At 66.5% G+C, this 18,600-nt stretch carries 20 protein-coding genes and 1 tRNA gene; 12 read left to right on the forward strand and 9 right to left on the reverse strand.

Translation table 11 applies throughout. The features are described from left to right. The first annotated feature begins 141 nt into the window (after positions 1-141). A complete protein-coding gene (locus tag HF690_RS12095; protein ID WP_168609610.1) occupies positions 142-897 on the forward strand; it encodes an RNA methyltransferase in 756 nt (251 codons plus the stop codon). Between the two features lie 13 nt (positions 898-910). On the opposite strand, the gene HF690_RS12100 is transcribed toward HF690_RS12095, so the two are convergent. Both HF690_RS12100 and HF690_RS12105 read right to left on the reverse strand, forming a co-directional pair. Continuing rightward, positions 911-1,510 (reverse strand): exopolysaccharide biosynthesis protein, encoded by a 600-nt coding sequence (locus HF690_RS12100; RefSeq protein ID WP_168184627.1) that lies wholly within the window; start codon positions 1,508-1,510, stop codon positions 911-913. After that, positions 1,507-2,835, reverse strand: a complete 1,329-nt coding sequence (locus HF690_RS12105) for a hemolysin family protein (RefSeq protein ID WP_113063570.1) — start codon at positions 2,833-2,835, stop codon at positions 1,507-1,509. Before HF690_RS12105 ends, HF690_RS12100 begins: the two co-directional genes overlap by 4 nt. 177 nt (positions 2,836-3,012) lie before the next feature. On the opposite strand from HF690_RS12105, the gene HF690_RS12110 reads away from it, so the two are divergent. After that, positions 3,013-3,642, forward strand: a complete 630-nt coding sequence (locus tag HF690_RS12110; protein ID WP_113063569.1) for a DUF47 domain-containing protein — start codon at positions 3,013-3,015, stop codon at positions 3,640-3,642. Between the two features lie 10 nt (positions 3,643-3,652). Continuing rightward, positions 3,653-4,777, forward strand: coding sequence for an inorganic phosphate transporter (locus tag HF690_RS12115; RefSeq protein WP_193568477.1), 1,125 nt, complete (start codon positions 3,653-3,655; stop codon positions 4,775-4,777). Between the two features lie 76 nt (positions 4,778-4,853). On the opposite strand, the gene HF690_RS12120 is transcribed toward HF690_RS12115, so the two are convergent. Then, on the reverse strand, positions 4,854-5,549 hold the full coding sequence (locus tag HF690_RS12120) for an SDR family oxidoreductase (RefSeq protein WP_168609611.1): 696 nt from the start codon (positions 5,547-5,549) through the stop codon (positions 4,854-4,856). A gap of 84 nt (positions 5,550-5,633) precedes the next feature. Then, the gene (locus HF690_RS12125; RefSeq protein WP_113063991.1) at positions 5,634-6,038 is read right to left on the reverse strand and encodes a hypothetical protein; all 405 of its coding nucleotides are present in this window, start codon (positions 6,036-6,038) and stop codon (positions 5,634-5,636) included. A gap of 46 nt (positions 6,039-6,084) precedes the next feature. Between HF690_RS12125 and HF690_RS12130 the strand changes: the two genes are divergently transcribed. The 3 genes from HF690_RS12130 to HF690_RS12140 all read left to right on the forward strand — a co-directional run bounded on the left by HF690_RS12130 (position 6,085) and on the right by HF690_RS12140 (position 10,320). Beyond that, on the forward strand, positions 6,085-6,423 hold the full coding sequence (locus HF690_RS12130; protein ID WP_113063990.1) for an MGMT family protein: 339 nt from the start codon (positions 6,085-6,087) through the stop codon (positions 6,421-6,423). A gap of 124 nt (positions 6,424-6,547) precedes the next feature. Then, positions 6,548-8,401 (forward strand): DNA helicase RecQ, encoded by a 1,854-nt coding sequence (recQ, locus tag HF690_RS12135; RefSeq protein WP_168609612.1) that lies wholly within the window; start codon positions 6,548-6,550, stop codon positions 8,399-8,401. Between the two features lie 182 nt (positions 8,402-8,583). Further along, a complete protein-coding gene (locus tag HF690_RS12140) occupies positions 8,584-10,320 on the forward strand; it encodes an endonuclease (protein WP_168609613.1) in 1,737 nt (578 codons plus the stop codon). Between the two features lie 455 nt (positions 10,321-10,775). On the opposite strand, the gene HF690_RS12145 is transcribed toward HF690_RS12140, so the two are convergent. The 5 genes from HF690_RS12145 to ftsY all read right to left on the reverse strand — a co-directional run bounded on the left by HF690_RS12145 (position 10,776) and on the right by ftsY (position 14,421). Beyond that, positions 10,776-10,851, reverse strand: a tRNA-Phe gene (locus tag HF690_RS12145). Positions 10,852-10,943: 92 nt separating this feature from the next. After that, positions 10,944-11,222 (reverse strand): oxidative damage protection protein, encoded by a 279-nt coding sequence (locus tag HF690_RS12150; RefSeq protein WP_168609614.1) that lies wholly within the window; start codon positions 11,220-11,222, stop codon positions 10,944-10,946. Beyond that, entirely contained in the window at positions 11,219-12,265 is a 1,047-nt protein-coding gene (gene mutY, locus HF690_RS12155) for an A/G-specific adenine glycosylase (RefSeq protein ID WP_168609615.1), read from the reverse strand. Before mutY ends, HF690_RS12150 begins: the two co-directional genes overlap by 4 nt. Then, on the reverse strand, positions 12,262-13,323 hold the full coding sequence (locus HF690_RS12160; RefSeq protein ID WP_168609616.1) for an AsmA family protein: 1,062 nt from the start codon (positions 13,321-13,323) through the stop codon (positions 12,262-12,264). The genes mutY and HF690_RS12160 overlap by 4 nt, the downstream gene beginning before the upstream one ends. A 3-nt stretch (positions 13,324-13,326) precedes the next feature. Beyond that, positions 13,327-14,421, reverse strand: coding sequence for a signal recognition particle-docking protein FtsY (gene ftsY, locus HF690_RS12165; protein WP_168609667.1), 1,095 nt, complete (start codon positions 14,419-14,421; stop codon positions 13,327-13,329). Positions 14,422-14,521: 100 nt separating this feature from the next. Between ftsY and rsmD the strand changes: the two genes are divergently transcribed. The 6 genes from rsmD (at position 14,522) to HF690_RS12195 (ending at position 18,586) form a co-directional block, all read left to right on the forward strand. Then, positions 14,522-15,109, forward strand: coding sequence for a 16S rRNA (guanine(966)-N(2))-methyltransferase RsmD (gene rsmD / locus HF690_RS12170; RefSeq protein ID WP_168609617.1), 588 nt, complete (start codon positions 14,522-14,524; stop codon positions 15,107-15,109). Between the two features lie 81 nt (positions 15,110-15,190). Next, positions 15,191-15,703: a pantetheine-phosphate adenylyltransferase gene (gene coaD / locus HF690_RS12175; protein WP_168609618.1), complete on the forward strand. Its 513-nt coding sequence runs from the start codon at positions 15,191-15,193 to the stop codon at positions 15,701-15,703. Between the two features lie 50 nt (positions 15,704-15,753). After that, positions 15,754-16,260: a hypothetical protein gene (locus tag HF690_RS12180; RefSeq protein ID WP_113063555.1), complete on the forward strand. Its 507-nt coding sequence runs from the start codon at positions 15,754-15,756 to the stop codon at positions 16,258-16,260. A gap of 69 nt (positions 16,261-16,329) precedes the next feature. Beyond that, positions 16,330-16,587, forward strand: a complete 258-nt coding sequence (locus HF690_RS12185; RefSeq protein WP_113063554.1) for a YfhL family 4Fe-4S dicluster ferredoxin — start codon at positions 16,330-16,332, stop codon at positions 16,585-16,587. A gap of 60 nt (positions 16,588-16,647) precedes the next feature. Then, a complete protein-coding gene (locus HF690_RS12190) occupies positions 16,648-17,511 on the forward strand; it encodes an MBL fold metallo-hydrolase (protein ID WP_113063553.1) in 864 nt (287 codons plus the stop codon). A gap of 61 nt (positions 17,512-17,572) precedes the next feature. Then, positions 17,573-18,586 (forward strand): TMEM43 family protein, encoded by a 1,014-nt coding sequence (locus HF690_RS12195; protein ID WP_168609619.1) that lies wholly within the window; start codon positions 17,573-17,575, stop codon positions 18,584-18,586. Positions 18,587-18,600 lie beyond the last annotated feature (14 nt).

Consider the following 18,600-nt stretch of genomic DNA (forward strand, 5'->3'; position numbering starts at 1 on the left):
ACCGCCTGACGGTCTGCCTGCCTGCTCAGTGGGCTGTCCGGTCTCGGTGTCGGTGCCCATGCGGCATGCGGCCTGCAGGGAACCGGCAGGCGCATCCCTGTACACTCTGCCGTTTGTCCGTCGACTGATTCCGGTGTCGCCATGATCGATTCCCAGGCCCTCGCACGTGTCCGCTATGTGCTGGTGCGCACCTCGCATCCCGGTAACATCGGCAGTGCCGCGCGCGCGATCCGCACCATGGGTTTCGATCGTCTCGACCTGGTCACACCGCATCGCTACCCCGATCCCGAAGCCGATGCGCTGGCGGCCGGTGCGCCCGGCGTGCTGGAGGCCGCTCGCGTGCACGACGACCTGCCGACGGCGCTGAGCGGTTGCAGCCTGGCATTCGGTCTCAGCGCGCGCCGGCGCGGCGTGACACTGCCGGAACTTACGCCGGAACAGGCCGCGGAACAGGCGTGGAAGGCTGCGCTCGAAGGGCGCGAGGTGGCGCTGGTGTTCGGCAACGAACAGAGCGGTCTGGCCAACGAGGAACTGGCGCACTGCCACGCCATGGTGCGCATTCCCAGTGTCGAGGACTACAGCTCGCTGAACCTGGCGCAGGCGGTGCAGGTCGTGGCCTACGAGATGCGACTGGCCAGCCTGCAGGGCGCGGCGCCGGACCTGCCCGAGGCGAAGGATCCGCCGGCCGATCTGGCGCAGATGGAGCAGTTCTTCACGCATCTGTCGCAGACGCTGCATGACATCGATTTCCACAAGGGACGTTCGCCGCGCACCATCGAGCTGCGTCTGCGCAAACTGTTCTTGCGCGCCGAGCCGGATCAGCGCGAGCTGCGCATTCTGCATGGCATCCTGGCCGAGGCACAGCGCGTGCAGCGGCGCGCGCAAGGCGAGAGCTGAGCCGGCACCGGTCTCAGAACATCTTGGCCATGGCGTCGAGCACCACGCTGCTGAACACCACCGACAGCACCAGGATCGCCACCGACAGCACCCACAGTCCGACCAGCAGCGCGCCGTCGCGCTCGATCAGGGCGATGGCGTAGGCCAGCATGATGAGGCCGAAGAAGTAGTTGGTGAACGGGATCGGCAGCGCGAGCAGGATGCCGAGCAGGGTCAGGAACACGCCGGTGACGATGCTCACGGGCCGCTGCGTGAGGAGCTCCAGCCGCGGTCGGCACATGCGTTCCAGACGCTGCAGGATCGGCAGGGTGCGATCCAGGAACTTGTGCACGGACGTGCAGCGAAGCGGGCGCTCACGCAGCCGTTTCGGCATCCACGGCTGCTCCATGCCGATCATCATCTGCAGGCCGAGCACGATGATCATCGATCCCATGATGCCGCCGATGCCGAGCGGAGCGGGAATGAAATTGGGGATTGCCAGCAACAGCAGCACGCAGCCGAAAGCGCGTGCGCGCAGGGGCGCGAGCAGGGTGTCGAGCGTGATGAACGTGTCCTCGTGGGCCGCCAAGGTCTCGGCGAGAATGCGCGTGGTGCGCCGTTCGCCGGGATTCACGCGTGTTCGGCCTGGGTGGTGGCGGTATGACCCTTGCCGGGTACGGCCACCACCCGCACGCGGTCGATGCGGGCGCCGTCCACGCGAGCGACCTCGAAGCGCCAGCCGCGCCAGCTGAAGGCGTCGCCTACCTGCGGAATGCGCGCGAAGGCGGTCATGACCATGCCGGCGACGGTGTTGAAGTCGTGCTCGTCTTCGTTGGGCAGGTGGTCCAGGCGCAGCAGCTCGCGCAAGTCCTCGGTAGCCAGGCTGCCTTCGATCAGCCAGCTGCCGTCGGCATGGCGCATGATCGGTGATTGCTCGCTGCCTTCGCCCGGCTGGCTCTGGCCGACCACGGCCGAGAGCACGTCGTTGAGTGTGACCAGTCCCTCGATGTCGCCGTATTCGTCGACCACCAGCGCCATCTGTGTGTCGGCGTCGCGGAACGATTCCAGCAGATCCAGCGCGCGCGCCGTCTCCGGGATGTACAGCGGCTTGACCAGGTCGCGGAACAGATCGGTTTCGCCGCGCAGCATGCCGTCCAGCATGCGCTTGACCTCGACCACGCCGAGCACCTCGCTTTCGTCGCCGCGGTAGACCGGAAAGCGCGAGAACGAGTGCGCCTGCAGTTCCTGCAGGTTCTCCTCTCGCGAGGCGGCCGCGTCGAGCCAGGCGATGCGCGTGCGCGGGGTCATCACGCTGTCGACCGGGCGGTCGCCCAGGCGCAGTACGCGGTTGACCATGTTGTGTTCATCGGGGTCGAGGATGCCCTGTTCGGCGCCTTCGGCGACCAGCAGACGGATTTCCTCTTCGCTCACTGCCGAGCGGCGTGCCTTGTTCAGGCGGAACAGTTTCAGCAGCAGCGTGCTGCCGCCGTTGAGCACCCACACGAACGGCGCGCACAGGCGCGACAGCACCAGCATCGGCAGCGCGATGACCGAAGACAGACGTTCCGGCGCGACCAGCGCGATGCGCTTGGGCACCAGCTCGCCGATGATGATCTGCACGGTGGTGACGATGATGAAACCGATGAGCCAGCCGACCGCGGTGGCGTATGGAGTCAGCCACGGGAATCCCAACGATTGCACCAGTGCGCTGAAGCGCACTCCCAGTGCCGCGCCTGTGACGGCACCGGTGATCAGCATGACCAGCGTGATGCCGACCTGTACCGTCGACAGGAAACGGTCCGGATGCTCGGCCAACTGCAGCGCCACCCGCGCGCGGGCGCTGTGCCGGGCCATCTGCTTCAGGCGGCTCTTTCGCGAAGCCACAATGGCCATTTCGGACAGGGCGAAGAAGCCGTTGAGAATCGACAACAGCAGGATCAGTCCCAGTTCGGTCAGCATGCGCGCTCGGTGTGCATCTCGGTGGAGTCTGCCGGCAGTGTAACCGGGTTTGCCCGGCGCACGCAGTGCCATCCGGGCCCTCGTTCAGCGATGCGGAGAAATGTGACAGTGGGGTTACAATGGTCCGATTCGCGTGCCTGTCGGGCACGCCTCCACTTCGACAGGAGCGGTTCCACCGTGTTCTCACTGCAAACCATCTTCGGCAAGGGCGACAAGTTCTACGGGCTTCTGGAACAGAGCGCGGACGCCGCGCGCGAGAGCGCACGCGCCGTACACAAGCTGGTCAGCCCCGGTGGCGGTAGCCCCGACATCGCTGCGTTCTCGGTCGCACGCAAGCGCGAGAAGGACCTGGCGCAGCAGATCAGTGAGGAACTGGTGAACACTTTCGTCACCGCGCTCGACCGCGAGGACATCGAGGCGCTGAACGCCGCGCTGTACAAGATTCCGAAAACGGTGGAAAAGTTCGCCGAGCGCTACGCGATGATCAGCGACCGCCTGCACGGCATCGACTTCACCCAGCGCACCGAGCTGTTGGTGCGCGCGTCCGACGTGGTCCGCGAGATGATCGGGCAGCTGCGCAAGGGCATGCGCGTCGACGCCATGCGTCGTCTTCAGGATCGCTTGCAGGCGCTGGAATCGGAGGCCGATCGCCTGCTTCTGGAGCCGTACCGCGAGATGTACGTCAACAGCACCGATCCGGTGCGCATGGTGCTGGCCAAGGATCTGTACGAACTACTGGAGCGCGCCATCGACAAGTGCCGCGACGTCGGCAACGTGACGTATTCCATCGTGCTGAAGAACTCCTGAGGTCGCCGCCATGAGCCTGGACATGCTCATCGTGACGATGGTGATCGCGCTCGCCTTCACCTACATCAACGGCTTCCACGACACCGCCAACTCCATCGCCACCGTGGTCGCGACGAAGGTGCTCACGCCCGCTCAGGCGGTGATTCTGGCCGCCGTCACCAACCTGATTGGTGCGCTGTGGGGTACGGCGGTGGCCAAGACCATCGCCTCGGGCCTGGTCGATTCGGGCGTGGTGTCGGTGGGGCCGGAATTCCTGATCTGCGCGCTGCTGGGCGCGGTGATCTGGAACCTTGTCACCTGGTGGTGGGGGCTGCCGTCCAGCTCCAGTCACGGTCTGGTCGGCGGTCTGGTCGGCGCGGCCATCGCGGCGTCGAGCGGAAAGTTCGATGCGGTGATCTGGTTCCGCGGTGGCGCGCACTGGTGGCAGGGACATGGCGTGATTCCCAAGGTCATCGTGCCGATGGTGGTGTCGCCGATCATGGGCTTCGTGCTGGGCATCACCGTGATGGGGCTGTTGTACGCGCTGTTCTCGTGGTTCAACAATCGCAAGGGTCGCCTGCATCGCTACGGACGCACGCCGTTCGTGAACGCTTTCTTCGGCAAGGCGCAGATCGTCTCGGCCGCGGCGATGGGCGTGTCGCACGGACTGAACGACGCGCAGAAGTCGATGGGCATCATCGCTCTGGCGCTGGCCGGTGCGACGGCGGCCGGTAGCCTCGATCAACTGCCGCACTGGCTGCACTTCCTGCAGATCCCGGAAGACGCCAACGGCGGCTTTCCGGTGCCGGCGTGGGTCGCGGCCGTGTGCGCGTTGACCATGGCGGCGGGCACGGCCGGCGGCGGCTGGCGCATCATCAAGACGCTGGGCCACAACATGGTCAAGCTGCACCCGATCAACGGCTTTGCCGCCGAGAGCAGCGCCGCCGTGGTCATCATCATCGCCTCGATCTTCGGCATCCCGGTGTCGACCACGCACAACGTGTCGGCGGCGATCATGGGCGTGGGCGCGGCCAAGCGCTTCAACGCGATCCGTTGGACTGTGGTCGAGCGCATGGTGTGGGCATGGATCCTGACCTTGCCGATCACAGCGCTGCTTGCCTACGCCCTGTTCCAGGCTGCGACATGGCTGTTCTGATCGCGGGTGAGGCCGGGAACGTCGGGCGAGCCGAGCTTGGCCGGCTCGCCGATTCGCAGGTCGCGTGTGTCCGGCTTCAGGCGGCCGGAGGGTAGACCTTCGCTTCGAGGATACGGCCGCGCGGGCTGCGCGAGGCCAGATGCAGGGCCGTCGCCGCCAGTTCGCGCGGATCGATCCAGGAGGATGGGTCGACATCCGGCATCGCGCCGCGGTTGCCGGCGGTGTCCACGGCGCCCATCGGGTACATCACGGCGACGTTGACGCCCTGCGGCGCGACTTCCGCGTGCACCGACTTCAGCCATGCGATCAGCGCGGCTTTGGCCGCCGCGTACGGACCCTTCGAGGCGCCGCCGTCGAGCGCGGCGTCCGCGCCCACGCCAAGGATGAAGCCAGAGCCCTTCTTCAGCATGCCCGGTAGCACGGCGCGGGTGGCGTTGAAGGCGGTGCGGAAGTTGATGTCCAGCTGCGCTTCGAGCTGCTGGTGGCTGGTTTCGGTGGCGCCGCTCATGTCGAAGCCGCCGGCGATGTTGAGCAGGGCGTCGACGTGGCCCAGCTCCTTCTCCAGCGCGGCCATGCCCTCGTTGGCGCGGTTTTCGTCGACGAGGTCGATCTGCACCGTGACCGCATCGCCGTGGTCGCGCTGCAGGCGCGTCTTCTCGGCCTCGTCGTAGGCCACCAGGCCGAGCTTCCAGCCGGCCTTGGCGAAGGCGTCGACGACATGGCCGGCGATGGCGCCGCCGGCGCCGGTGATGATCGCGGTGTGCTGGGACATGAAGTGCTCCGTGAACGAATTCGGTCGCGGATTATCCCACAGGGACCGTGGCCGGCTCGAACCGACGGTGTACGGCGGGCGGTCTCAGAAGGCGTCGCTTTCGCTGGAAATGGCTTTCTCCAGCTGGTCGCCCAGGGTCGAAAGCTCGATGATCAGGCCTTCCAGCTCGTCTTTGGTCAGCAGGTCGTAGGGACGGTTCTCGCACAGATGGATGTAGGGCGAGCCGTCGAGGTCGCTGACCGCGAGATAGCCCACGCGCTGGGCCCAGTTGAAGCGCAGGCAGCGGCGCGCGTCGGTGCCGACCAGCGGGCCGACGGGGGTGGAGATGCGCAGGTACTTGCGTTCCTGCTCGTCCTCGAGCTCGGCCAGGTAGATACCCTGGTGACGGCCGTCGGGAAGGCGGACATCGAAGCTGATCAGGTACGGGTCGTTGTGGCGCAACGGATACTGGCTGCCGAGTTGCGAGCGGATGGCCTCGAAGTGCTGCATGACGTGCATTCCCGTGAAGTTCGTCGGCAATGGTAGCGTAGCGCCGATGAAGGAAGAATATCGACGCATCCTGCAGGCCGTGGCCGCGATCCCACCCGGCCGCGTGGCCAGCTATGGGCAGATCGCGGCCCGCGCTGGTCTGCCGGGCCGCGCGCGCATGGTCGGCAAGGTACTCGGCTATCGCACGGAGGGTATGAAATTGCCGTGGTTCCGCGTGCTCCGGGCCGACGGGCGCATCGCCTTCGAGCCGGGCAGCCGGGGCTTTCGCGAACAGACCGAGCGACTGCGCGCCGAGGGTGTGGTCGTACAGAACGGGCGCATTCGCATGCAGGAATTCGGTCTCGACCACGACCTCGATCGTGAATTGTGGGGTATCCCCGACTGACCTGCGTGGCGTGTGCGCACAGCGTCGCAAGCATCTGCGCGCTGGGTGCGGGCGGAGCGCTTTGCTAGCATCGCCGGGTGGCGACACGCGTCGTCCCCACTTCCACTCCCATGTCCCTGCATTCATGACCGACTCTTCCGCCGTCGCCGCTTCCGTTCCGGCTGTGACGTCCATCGAAGCCCTGGAAACCCTGCGCCGCGTGTTCGGCTACACCGCGTTTCGCGGGCAGCAGGAGGCCATCATCGACCGCGTCACGCACGGCGGCGATGCGCTGGTACTGATGCCGACCGGCGGCGGCAAATCGCTGTGCTACCAGTTGCCGGCGCTGCTGCGCCCGGGCACGGCCATCGTTGTTTCGCCGCTGATCGCGTTGATGCAGGACCAGGTCGAAGCGTTGAACCAGGCCGGCGTCGAGGCGGCCTTTCTCAATTCCAGTCTCGACGGTGCGGCGCAGGCCGAGGTCGAACGGCGTTTTCTCAGTGATGGTCTGAAGCTGCTGTACGTGGCGCCCGAGCGCTTGCTCACCGGGCGTTTCCTGGAGCTTCTGGGGTGCGTGGAACTGTCGCTGTTCGCCATCGACGAGGCGCACTGCGTCTCGCAGTGGGGCCACGATTTTCGCCCGGAATACCGGCAGCTCACCGTGCTGCACGAGCGCTTCCCCGGCGTGCCGCGGGTCGCCCTGACGGCGACCGCGGATGCGCCGACGCGGCGCGAGATCGTCGAGCGTCTGGCGCTGCAGGACGCCGAGCAGTTCGTCTCCAGCTTTGATCGTCCGAACATCCGCTATCGCGTCGTGCACAAGGACCAGCCACGCCCGCAGCTCAAGGCGTTCCTGGCCGGTCACGAGGACGAGTCGGGCATCGTGTACTGCCTGTCCCGGCGCAAGGTCGAGGAGACCGCCGAATGGCTGCAGGGGCAGGGCGTGAACGCGCTGCCGTACCATGCCGGCCTGGACGCCGAGACGCGCGCGGCGCACCAGCAGCGTTTCCTGCGCGAGGACGGCATCGTGATGTGCGCGACCATCGCCTTCGGCATGGGTATCGACAAGCCGGACGTGCGTTTCGTCGCGCACCTGGACCTGCCCAAGAGCCTGGAGGGCTACTACCAGGAGACGGGCCGCGCCGGCCGCGACGGGCTGCCCGCCGACGCCTGGATGGCCTACGGGCTCGGCGATCTGGTCACGCTGGCCCAGTTCATCCAGCGCTCGGAGGCCAGCGACGAACGCAAGCGCCTGGAGCGCGCCAAGCTCGACGCGCTGCTGGCGTTCGCCGAGACCACGCGCTGCCGTCGGCAGCAGCTGCTGGGCTATTTCGGGGAGACGCTGGAGCAGCCTTGCGGCAACTGCGATAACTGCCTCGATCCGCCGCCGACCTGGGACGCCACCGAAGCGGCTCAGAAGGCGCTCTCCTGCGTTTACCGCACCGGGCAGCGTTATGGTGTGGGCTATCTGGTCGATGTGCTGCTGGGCAAGGACAACGAACGGATTCAGGCGCAGGGGCACGACCACCTCAACGTGCACGGCATCGGCACCGATCTCGACGCGCGGCAGTGGCGAGGCGTGTTCCGCCAACTGGTCGCGCACGGACTGCTGACTCCCGATGCCGAGGGCTACGGCACGCTGCATCTGACGACCGAGGCCAAGCCGGTGCTGCGCGGCGAGCGCGCGCTGCATCTGCGGCGCGAGCCGGATCGTGCGCAGCGCCGCGCCAGCCGCAAGGGCGTGTCGGGCGAACGCCGCAGTCTGGATATCGCGCCACATGAGGAAGTGATGTGGAATGCGTTGCGCGATGCGCGCGCGCGACTGGCAAAGGAGCAGGGCGTGCCCGCCTATGTGATTTTCCACGACGCCACGCTGTACGCCATGCTGCGCGAACGCCCCGGCGATCGCGAAGCGCTGGCGGCGATCAGCGGCGTCGGCGCGCGCAAGCTGGAGCGTTACGGCGAGCAGTTCCTCGACGTGCTGAACGCGACGGACTGACACGTCGCGTTTTGCCGAATCCGTGCACGTGCGGTGCCATGCGGCGTTGGCCTGCGGTGCGGAAATTCCCCATCCGTACGCGCAGGCATGAATCGCGTCACAGTTTCGACCGCCTGCCGTCACACGCATGACGCATCTCGCCCGCTAGTCTGAAAAGACTTGTATTCAGGGAGGGGAGCAACATGCGTTCATACGTTCGCGTGCTGGCGATGATCGCCGCACTGGTCTGGATCGCGCCGGCGTTTGCCGACTCGCAGACCTTCATCAACGAAATCCACTACGACAACAGCGGCACCGACACCGGCGAAGCGGTCGAGATCGCCGGTCCGGCGGGCACCAACCTGTCCGGTTGGCAGGTGGTGCTGTACAACGGCAGCAACGGTTCCAGCTACGCCACCTACACGCTGTCGGGCACGCTGTCCGACCAGTGCAGCGGCTACGGCGTGACCACGGTGTCGACGCCGGGCATCCAGAACGGCTCGCCCGACGGCATCGCGCTCATCGACGGCAGCGGCATCGTGCGCCAGTTCCTCAGCTACGAGGGATCGTTCACCGCGACCTCGGGGCCGGCCTCGGGCGTGACCAGCACCGACATCGGTGTCAGCGAAGGCAGTGCCACGCCGGTGGGGCAGTCGCTGCAGCTGTCCGGTAGCGGTTCCTATGCCAGCGACTTCACCTGGCTGGCGCCGGACACGTCCAGCTTCGGTCAGTGCAATCCGGGCGAGACCTTCGTCGCCTCCGGCGGCGGCACGGGCGGAAGCGGCAGCGGCACGAGTCTGCAGAACGGTGTTCCGGTCAGCGGCATATCCGGCAGCCAGGGCGCGTTCTCGCAGGCCTACACGGTCGACATCCCGTCGGGCGCCAGCAACCTGGTCATCACCCTGTCCGGCGGCTCCGGCGATGCCGACATGTACGTGAAGCTCGGTTCCGAACCGACGCTGAGCAGCTACGACTGCCGTCCGTACACCTCCGGCAACAACGAAACCTGCACCATGACCACGCAGGCCGGCACGTATTACGTGAAGCTGTACGGCTACAACAGCTACAGCAACGTCACGCTGGAGGCGACCTGGACGGCGCCCAGCGGCGGCGGTACCGGAGGCGGTTCGGGTGGCGGCAGCGGCTACTACGCCAACGTCGACACCAGCAGTCCGACGGCGCTGCGCAACTCGCTGCACACGCTGATCGAGCAGGTCACCAAGATTCCGTACACCGCCTCGACCACCGACACCTGGGACGTGATGGCCGCGGCCGAGCAGGACCCGTGGAACAGCAATAATGTCATCGAGCTGTACACCAACAAGAGCGTGCCCAAGGAGACCGGCGGCAACACCGAGTACAACCGCGAGCACACCTGGCCCAATTCCTACGGTTTCCCGGACGACGGCTCGGACAACTACGCCTACACCGACCTGCACATGCTGATGATCGCCAACATCGCCGACAACAGCGCGCGCGGCAACAAGCCCTACGGCACCTGCAGCGCGTCGTGCACGGAGTATCCGACCGTGGCCAACGATGGCATCGGCGGCGGCACCGGGACCTATCCGGGCAACTCGAACTGGACCGACGGCATCATCTGGGAAGTCTGGATGGGCAAGCGCGGCGATGTGGCGCGTGCGCTGCTGTACATGGACGTGCGCTTCGAAGGCGGTACCAATCCGTATACCGGCTACGCCGAACCGGATCTGGTGCTGACTGACGACACCTCCAAGATCGTCACCACCGGCGGCAATACCACCGGCAAGGCCTACATGGGCAAGCTGTCGGTGCTGCTGCAGTGGGCGCAGCAGGACCCGGTGTCCGACTACGAGCGGCTGCAGAACGACACGGTCGAGTCGTACCAGGGCAACCGCAATCCGTTCGTCGATCATCCGGAATGGATCGCCTGCGTGTTCCAGAGCCAATGTACGCAGTGATCGCTGCCTGAGCGGGTCCCGTGCTCCGCTGCGGGACTCGGTCGGCAGGAAAACCAACCGGGCCCGTCTCCTTGGAGGCGGGCCTTCTGCTTTACATGCCGATGGAGTGCCGCATCGTGACGGTGTCGGCCGGGCTGCCGGGTACGACGTATTGCGCGATGGGAGTCACCCTGCAGATCGTCAGGCTGAAGAAACCGAGCCATTGCATGCCACGATGCCGTCCTCGCCTCAGGCGAATGCGTGCGGGGCATGCGTGTAAAGGAGCCCCAGAATGTGGTGGCGCTCGATGCGGCCCGGCGCATGGTGGGGATGTACCGCCGTCGGTGGATGCATGCGCGCAGCAGTGTGGTGTGGGTGCCGTTCTGCGCGTGACGTGCGGTCACCGCATAGGTGATGAGCGAAGCGGGGTTTGCGCAAAAAAAAAACGACCTGCCGAGGGGCAGGTCGTCGAATCATGGTGGCCGGGGACGGAATCGAACCGCCGACACGGGGATTTTCAATCCCCTGCTCTACCAACTGAGCTACCCGGCCTGATTTTGGACTCGCGTCATGCTGCGTTGGGCACTGCGCGAAGCCGCGTATTAAATCGATTGCGCGGTGCCGCGTCAAGCCATGCGTGCGAATCAGTCCGCTTCGGGCGGCACGTAGCCCTCCGGCCGGGCGACTTCGCCCTCGTCGAACAGGAAGCTCTTCATCTGCGTTTCCAGGAACTTGCGTGCTTCCGGGTCGAGCGGATTCAGGCGGTATTCGTTGATGAGCATGGTCTGGTGCGCCATCCACTGCTGCCAGGCCTGGCGCGAGATCTGTTCATAGACGCGCTTGCCCAGTGGGCCGGGCCAGGGGGCGAAATCCAGCCCTTCGGCGTCGGTGTCGAGCTTGGCGCAGTGCACGGTGCGTGTCATGCGTCGGACTCCCAGGTGTCGTTCAAGAGTTTGCGTACAGGTGCGGGCAGGCCGAGGGTCTGGATCTGCGTGGGATCGCACCAGCGAAGGTCGTCATTATCGGCGATTCGTTTGGCCGCTGTCGCGGCCTCGAACAGCAGCGGCCGGATTTCCAGGCGATAGTGGCTGAAGACATGGATGAACGCCGTCAGCGTCTGCGCGTCGTCGACTTCGGCGAGCCGCTTCGCTTTCTGCAGGGCGTCGGTCTCGTTCTCGGCTTCGGGCAGACTCCACAGACCGGACCACACGCCTTCGGGGCCGCGGCGTTGCAGCAGCACGCGTCGCTCATGATCTCTCAGCAGCAGCATGAGGGTGTGTCGAGTCGGGATGGCGCGAGAAGGCTTCGGCGTCGGCAGTGCGTCGGTCAGGTCCTCGGCATGCGCGACACAGCGTGACTGCAGCGGACAGTCGTCGCAGCGCGGGCGGCTGCGTGTGCACAGGGTGGCGCCGAGATCCATGATGGCCTGGGTGTAGTCGGCCAGCCGCTCGTGCGGCGTGTGTTGCTCGGCCAGCGTCCAGAGCTGCTTCTCCACGACGCGCTGGCCGGGATGGCCATGGATGCCGTGCAGGCGGGTGAGCACGCGTTTCACGTTGCCGTCGAGGATCGGGAAACGCAGCCCGTGCGCCTGCGCCAGGATGGCGCCTGCGGTGGAACGGCCGATGCCGGGGAGGGCGGCCAGCGCATCGAAATCGCGCGGCAGTTCGCCATCGTGCTCACGCATGCATTGAAGCGCGGCACGATGCAGGAAGCGCGCGCGGCGGTAGTAGCCCAGTCCCGACCACAGGGCGAGCACCTCGTCCTCGTCCGCGCGCGCCAGATCCGCCAGTGTCGGCAGTTGCGTGACGAAGCGCTGGAAATAGTCGATGACCGTTTCCACGCGGGTCTGCTGCAGCATGATCTCCGACAGCCACACACGATAGGCGCTGCGCGGGTGCTGCCAGGGCAGGTCGTGGCGGCCGTGGCGGTCGAACCAGGCCAGGAGGGGTTCGGCGAGCGGCGTCACTTGACTTCGTTCTGCTCAGCTTGCGCCGCGCTGCTCGCGGCGGCCGGGAGGGCCGAACCGGAGCGCAGCTTGAGTCCCTTGATCTGCACGTCACCGAACGTCAGCGCATCGGCATCGACGGTGCCATCGATCGGCGGCGGCGGAAGCGGACCCGGCGCATGGTCGCCGGCGATGCGCTTCCACCACGCGGCCAGCTCCAGCGGCGAAAGGTGCAGGTCGGCCGATGTCTGCGGCCCTTCGAGTTTCACGTGCAGGCGGCCGCCGAGGCGGGCGTCGGGAGTATCGGAGCCGACATCGATGCGGTAGCTATCGCTGCCCTTGACGGCCATCTCGCCATGCAGCGCGATGGCCAGCTTCGGTCCGCCGAGCCACGTTGCGTTGCCGGCGAGCTGGATGCGCGAATCCTTTCCGCCATATCCACTCAGCTTCAGATCTTTCAGTTCGATGGCGCCCCGCGCCGTCTCGAGTGGGGTGAACATCAGCGTCAGGCGAAGATTCTTGCCCGACGCCGATTGCCCCGAGGCATTCAGCGAAAAGGTGCGCCCCGAGGACAGTGCGCCGGTCTGCAGGCTGACGTCCTGCAGCAGCACGCTGTTGTCGCGCACCAGGGTGCCGTTGCGGATGGAAACGCCTGCGTCGATGCTGGGCAGACTCGGCTGGCCGGTGCTCTTGGTCGGCAGCTCGTTCAGGGCATACTGCAGTTGGTCCAGATCCAGGCGTGGCGAATCCAGTTCCAGCTTGTTGATGGCGGTGGGGCCGCCGAACAGGGCGCGCCAGGGCACCACGATCTGGCCGTGATCGGCGATCAGGATCGGGTCGGCCTGGTTCTTGGCGAAGACCTGCAGTCCCTGCAACTGGACGCCCGGACGCGGCCACAGTGTGGGGCGCGCGGGCGCGGTGAGGGTCAGTTCGAGGCCGGCATTGCGAGCCGCGCTGCGCAGCGTTTCGGTGAAGCGTGCCGGGCGCAGCATCACGTAGGTGAGTACCAGCGCCGCCAGCACCAGCGCCAGCGCGACGCCGGCGACCGAGAGCAGGGTGATGCGCAGGCGCCGCGACATGCGTCAGGCGTCCGTTTCCACGGGCAGCAGGCCGTCCACGTAGGCTTCGGCGTCGAAGGGACGCAGGTCAGCGATGCCCTCGCCGAGACCGACGTAACGGATCGGCAGGCCGAATTCGCGCGCCAGCGCGAAGACCACGCCGCCGCGCGCGGTGCCATCGAGCTTGGTCACGACCAGGCCGGTGACGCCGATGGCCTGGTGGAACTGGCGCACCTGGCTGACGGCGTTCTGGCCGGTGGTGCCGTCGATCACCATCAGCACCTCATTCGGCGCATCGGCGTCGAGCTTCTTCAGCACGCGGGCGATCTTGCCGAGTTCGTCCATCAGACCGCCCTGGGTGTGCAGACGCCCGGCGGTGTCGGCGATCAGCAGGTCGGCTTTGCGCGACTGCGCGCCTTGCAGAGCATCGAAGATCACGCTGGCCGAATCCGCGCCCTGGCCCTGCGCCACGACCGGCACCTGGTTGCGTTCGCCCCAGGTCTTGAGCTGCTCGACGGCGGCGGCGCGGAAGGTGTCACCGGCGGCCAGCATCACCTTGCGGCCGGCGGCCAGATGATGGTGGGTGAGCTTGCCGATGGTGGTGGTCTTGCCGACGCCGTTGACGCCGACTACCAGCATCACGAACGGCGTGTGCGTGGTGACGTCGAGCGACTGCTGCACGGGGCGGAGCTGTTCGATCAGCGCCTCGCGCAGCGCATTGCGCAGGGCTGCGGCGTCGGCGAATTCGCGCTTGCGCACGCGCTGGCGCAGCGACTCGACCAGCGTCGTGCTGGCGGTGACGCCGACATCGGACGTGATGAGGATGGTCTCGAGTTCGTCCAGCAGCGCATCGTCGAGTTGCGGGTTGCGCTTGAACAGACCGCCCAGGCCGCGGGCGATGCCGCTGCCGCCGAGCCGCTCGCGCCAGCTGCGCGGTGCTTTTTCCTCCGGCGCGGCGATTTCTTCCGGCGCGGCGGATGGCGCTTCGCGCGTGGGTTCCGGCGCTACAGATTCCGCAGGCGCATCGGCGTTCTGCGGCGCATTGGCGTCGACATCGTCTTGTGCGGCCTCGCGCTTGGGGGCGGTGGGGTCGTTTTTCTTTTTCCAGAACTTGAGCATGAGGCGCGGAAATGAGGACAATTCAGGCCATCATGGTATCACCCGCAACCCACACCAGAGCTGAGCGCGGCGGCGCCGCGCACCGGCAAGGAGACGCTGCATGAAGCGTGCGAAAGGCGCTGCGGCCGGGCAGGTGCGCATCATCGGCGGTTCGCTGCGCGGCTCGGTGCTGCGCGTGGCGGATGCGCCGGGTCTGCGGCCCACGCCGGGCCGCGTGCGCGAGACCCTGTTCAATTGGCTGCAGCCGTTCATTGCCGGCGCGCGTTGCCTGGACCTGTTCGCGGGCACGGGTGCGCTGGGCATGGAGGCGCTGTCGCGCGGCGCGCGTGCGGTGACGTTCGTCGAGCGCGACGCCGCCGCCGCGCGGGCGTTGCAGGCCAATCTGCAACGGTTGAACCAGGACAAGGGCGACGTGCGGGGTGCCGATGCCTTCGATTACCTGCGCGGTACGGCCTCGCCGTTCGACATCGTGTTCCTCGATCCGCCGTTCGCACAGGCGCTGTGGGACGATGCGGCGCGGCAGCTGGAGGCGGGAGGCTGGCTGGCCCGCAATGCGCTGATCCATGTCGAGTCCCCCGTGGAGCAGATGCCCGCGCTGCCGGCGAATTGGCAATTGCACCGTGAGCGTTGCGCCGGGCAGGTGCGGCATGCGCTTTATCGCCGCGCTGCAGCCGATCCGTTAGACTGAAAAGAGCCGTACGGCAGCCGCCCGCGCCGCGCCGTCGATCAACCTCACGCCAACGCGGCCGCGCGCCGCAAGGTGCATCCGATGACTGCCAAAACCGATCCCGCCGCGGCCCGCGTGGCCGTGTATCCGGGTACTTTCGATCCGATCACCAACGGCCACGCCGATCTGGTCGCGCGTGCCGCGCCGCTGTTTGATCGTGTCGTGGTGGCTGTGGCCGACAGCCACACCAAGGGGCCGAGTTTCAACCTGGAGGAGCGGATCGGGCTGGCGCGCGAGGCGCTGGCGGACCTGCCCAATGTCGAAGTGCGCGGGTTCGACACACTGCTCGCGCACTTCGTGAAGGAAATCGGCGCGGGGGTGATTCTGCGCGGTCTGCGCGCGGTGTCGGACTTCGAGTACGAGTTCCAGTTGGCGAGCATGAATCGCCATCTGATTCCGCAGGCCGAGACCCTGTTCCTGACGCCCGCGGAGCAATACAGCTTCATTTCCTCGTCGCTGGTGCGCGAGATCGCGCGGTTGGGCGGCGATGTGAGCGGCTTCGTGCATCCTTCGGTGCAGAAGGCCATGCGGGCGCGTTGGCATACCGCGAGCTGAACAGTCGCGCTATGCTTGCCCACTGTGTTCGACAATCCAAGGTGACGACAATGCGCAAACTGGCAATCATCGCAATGCTGGCCCTGGCCGGTACGCTGGGCCTGACGGCCTGTGGCAAGAAAAGCGATGAAGGGCAGCAGACCCAGCAGGCAGCCAAGCTGACCCGCCCGACGGACATGAGCAACAAGTCCGCGTGGCAGGCCTATCTGGTGCAGGTGCTGCAGAGCGGCGACAACATGAAGGGCATGACGGGCGATCGTCCGTACGTGTACTACGTGTCGCCCTCCGATGACGACAACGACACCGCCGAGCGTCAGCGTCAGCTGGACAACGTCAGCGACACGCTGGCCCGTGGCGTCCTGCCGGGCAATCTGATGGCTTTCGCCGGTCCTGACTCGTCCAAGACCGCTGATCTGATGATCTCCGCGTTCCAGGACACCAAGGCGGGTTCGCTGGACAAGGTCATCGTGGTGTTCATCGGCGATCAGGCCGACGAGCAGCGTGTGGCCGAAGTCATCAAGCCGACCGGCGCGACCTTCCGTTTCGCGCAGATGTAAGTTCCATGCCCCGGCGCCGCGGCGGATTCGCCTCCGCGGCGCCGACGGCATCCGCTCCGACGAGATCCCATGGCACTGAAAATCCTCGACACCTGCATCAACTGCGATGTGTGCGAGCCGGTCTGTCCGAACAATGCGATTTCGCTGGGCGAGGAGTACTACCAGATCAATCCCGACCTGTGCACGGAGTGCGTGGGTCATTTCGACGAGCCGCAGTGCGTCGAAGTCTGTCCGGTCGAGTGCATCCCCAAGGATCCCGACCACGTCGAGACGACCGATCAGTTGCAGCTCAAATACGAGGCGCTGATGCGCAAGTCCGACGACTGACGCGATCCGGACTCGCCGCTGCAGGCCTCGTGGTTCACACGGCAATTTTCGAGGCTTTTCATGCAGCTCTGGTCGATCGAAGGCAATTCCCAGAAACTCGACGGTGGCGCGATGTTCGGCAACGCGCCCAAGGCGTTGTGGACGCGCTGGGTCGAGGCGGATGAACACAATCGCATCCCGCTGGCCTGCCGCTGTTTGCTGGTGAAGGATCTGAACGGGCGGACCGTGCTCTTCGAAACGGGCATCGGCGCGTTCTTCGAACCGAAGCTTCGTGAACGCTACGGTGTGGTCGAGTCCGAGCACGTGCTGCTGCAGTCGCTGGAAGAGGCTGGGGTCCGCCACGAGGATATCGATGCGGTGGTTCTGTCACACCTGCATTTCGACCATGCCGGCGGTCTACTCGCGCCGTGGCGGGAAGGCCACGAGCCGGAGCTGCTGTTTCCCAACGCGACCTTCCTGGTCGGCGCCGAGCACTGGAAGCGGGCCTGCCATCCGCATCCGCGCGATCGCGCCTCGTTCATCCCCGAACTGCCCGGACTGCTTGAGCAGAGCGGACGCCTGGAACTCGTCGAAGGAGAGTATTCCAAGTGCCTGGGTGAGTCCGTGCGCTTCCACTATTCGCAGGGTCACACCCCAGGCCTGATGCTGGCCGAGGTCGTGGCGGACAACGGCGGGCTGGTGTTCTGTGCCGATCTGATTCCGGGGCGAGCCTGGGTGCACGTGCCGATCAGCATGGGCTACGACCGCTATCCGGAATGCGTGATCGACGAGAAGCGTGCGTTCCTCGAGGACATGCTGGCACGCGGCGTGCGTCTGTACTTCACGCATGACCACGCTTGCGCCATGGCCAGCGTGGATCGTGACGAGCGCGGCCGCTTTGTGTGCACGGACGCTCGCGAGCGTCTGGTCGGCGAGGTATGGTGATCGGAAGACCGGAGGCTCCGGGCAGGCAGACGCTTCGATGATGCAGGAAAGGGGAACGGCCATGTGGAAGCTGCTGGGCGGCAGTCTGCTGCTGCTGCTGGCGATGGCCATGCTCGCCAGCAACGAGAGCAGCGTGATGACCTACCGCACAGCCGCGGCGCGGCACGGCGGCGTCGTGGTCGATGCCACGCGCAGCGGTCCGACAGCAGCCAATGACGGCGACATGGTGCGGGTCGCCGGTACGCCGCGCGTGGTCAAGCCGGCGGTCGACAAGCAGTTCGGCATTCGCGCGGACGTGCCGATCCTGTGGCGCGTGACCGAAATGTTCCAGTGGCGCGAGATCGACTACGGCGGCAGCGCCAGCTACGAGTTGCAGTGGGTCGATCATCCGGTCAATTCGAACATCTTCAGGGAACGCGCGCGACACGAGAATCCTTCCGCGTTGCCGTTCGGCGGCGCGCGCTACCTGGCCGGTGAAGTGCGACTGGGTGGTTTCACGCTGAGTCCAGCAATCGTCGCTGCGATGCCGGGACGCACGGACTACGCGCCCGATTTCGGAACGCTTCGCCCGAACATGGCTGCCAGCTTCCGGGTGGTGAACGACACGCTGATGACCAGCGAGGATCCGAACTCACCCCAGCTCGGCGATCTGCGCGTGAGCTGGCGCAGTGCACCGTTGCAGGAGGTGACCGTGATTGCGCGTAATCGCGATGGCGTTCTGGTGCCGGCGGAGGGCGTCGAGGACAACCCGGGCTTCGAATTGCAGGTGGGACAGCGCGAGGTGATGGATCTGCAGCCGGACATGCCGCCGCAGCCGTGGCTGCCGTGGCTCTGGCGCGTGCTCTCGCTGGTGGTCGCCACGGTCGGTGCGTATGTCCTGCTGCACGGCATGTCTCCGTCCCGGCGAGGCGCGCCGCTGGCCGCGCTCGGCGTGGGTGTGGCGCTGACCTCCGGGCTGGGCGGTGTGATGTGGGTGACCGAACGCACCGACCTGGGCGGCGTGCTGCTCGGCATCGCGGTGCTGGCGCTCGGTGTGACCGCCTGGCAGATGTACGAGCGGTCGTCGCCGGCCTGAATCCCGGCGACGCC

It is taken from the genome of Oleiagrimonas citrea, from assembly GCF_012395255.1.
Lineage (GTDB): Bacteria > Pseudomonadota > Gammaproteobacteria > Xanthomonadales > Rhodanobacteraceae > Oleiagrimonas > Oleiagrimonas citrea.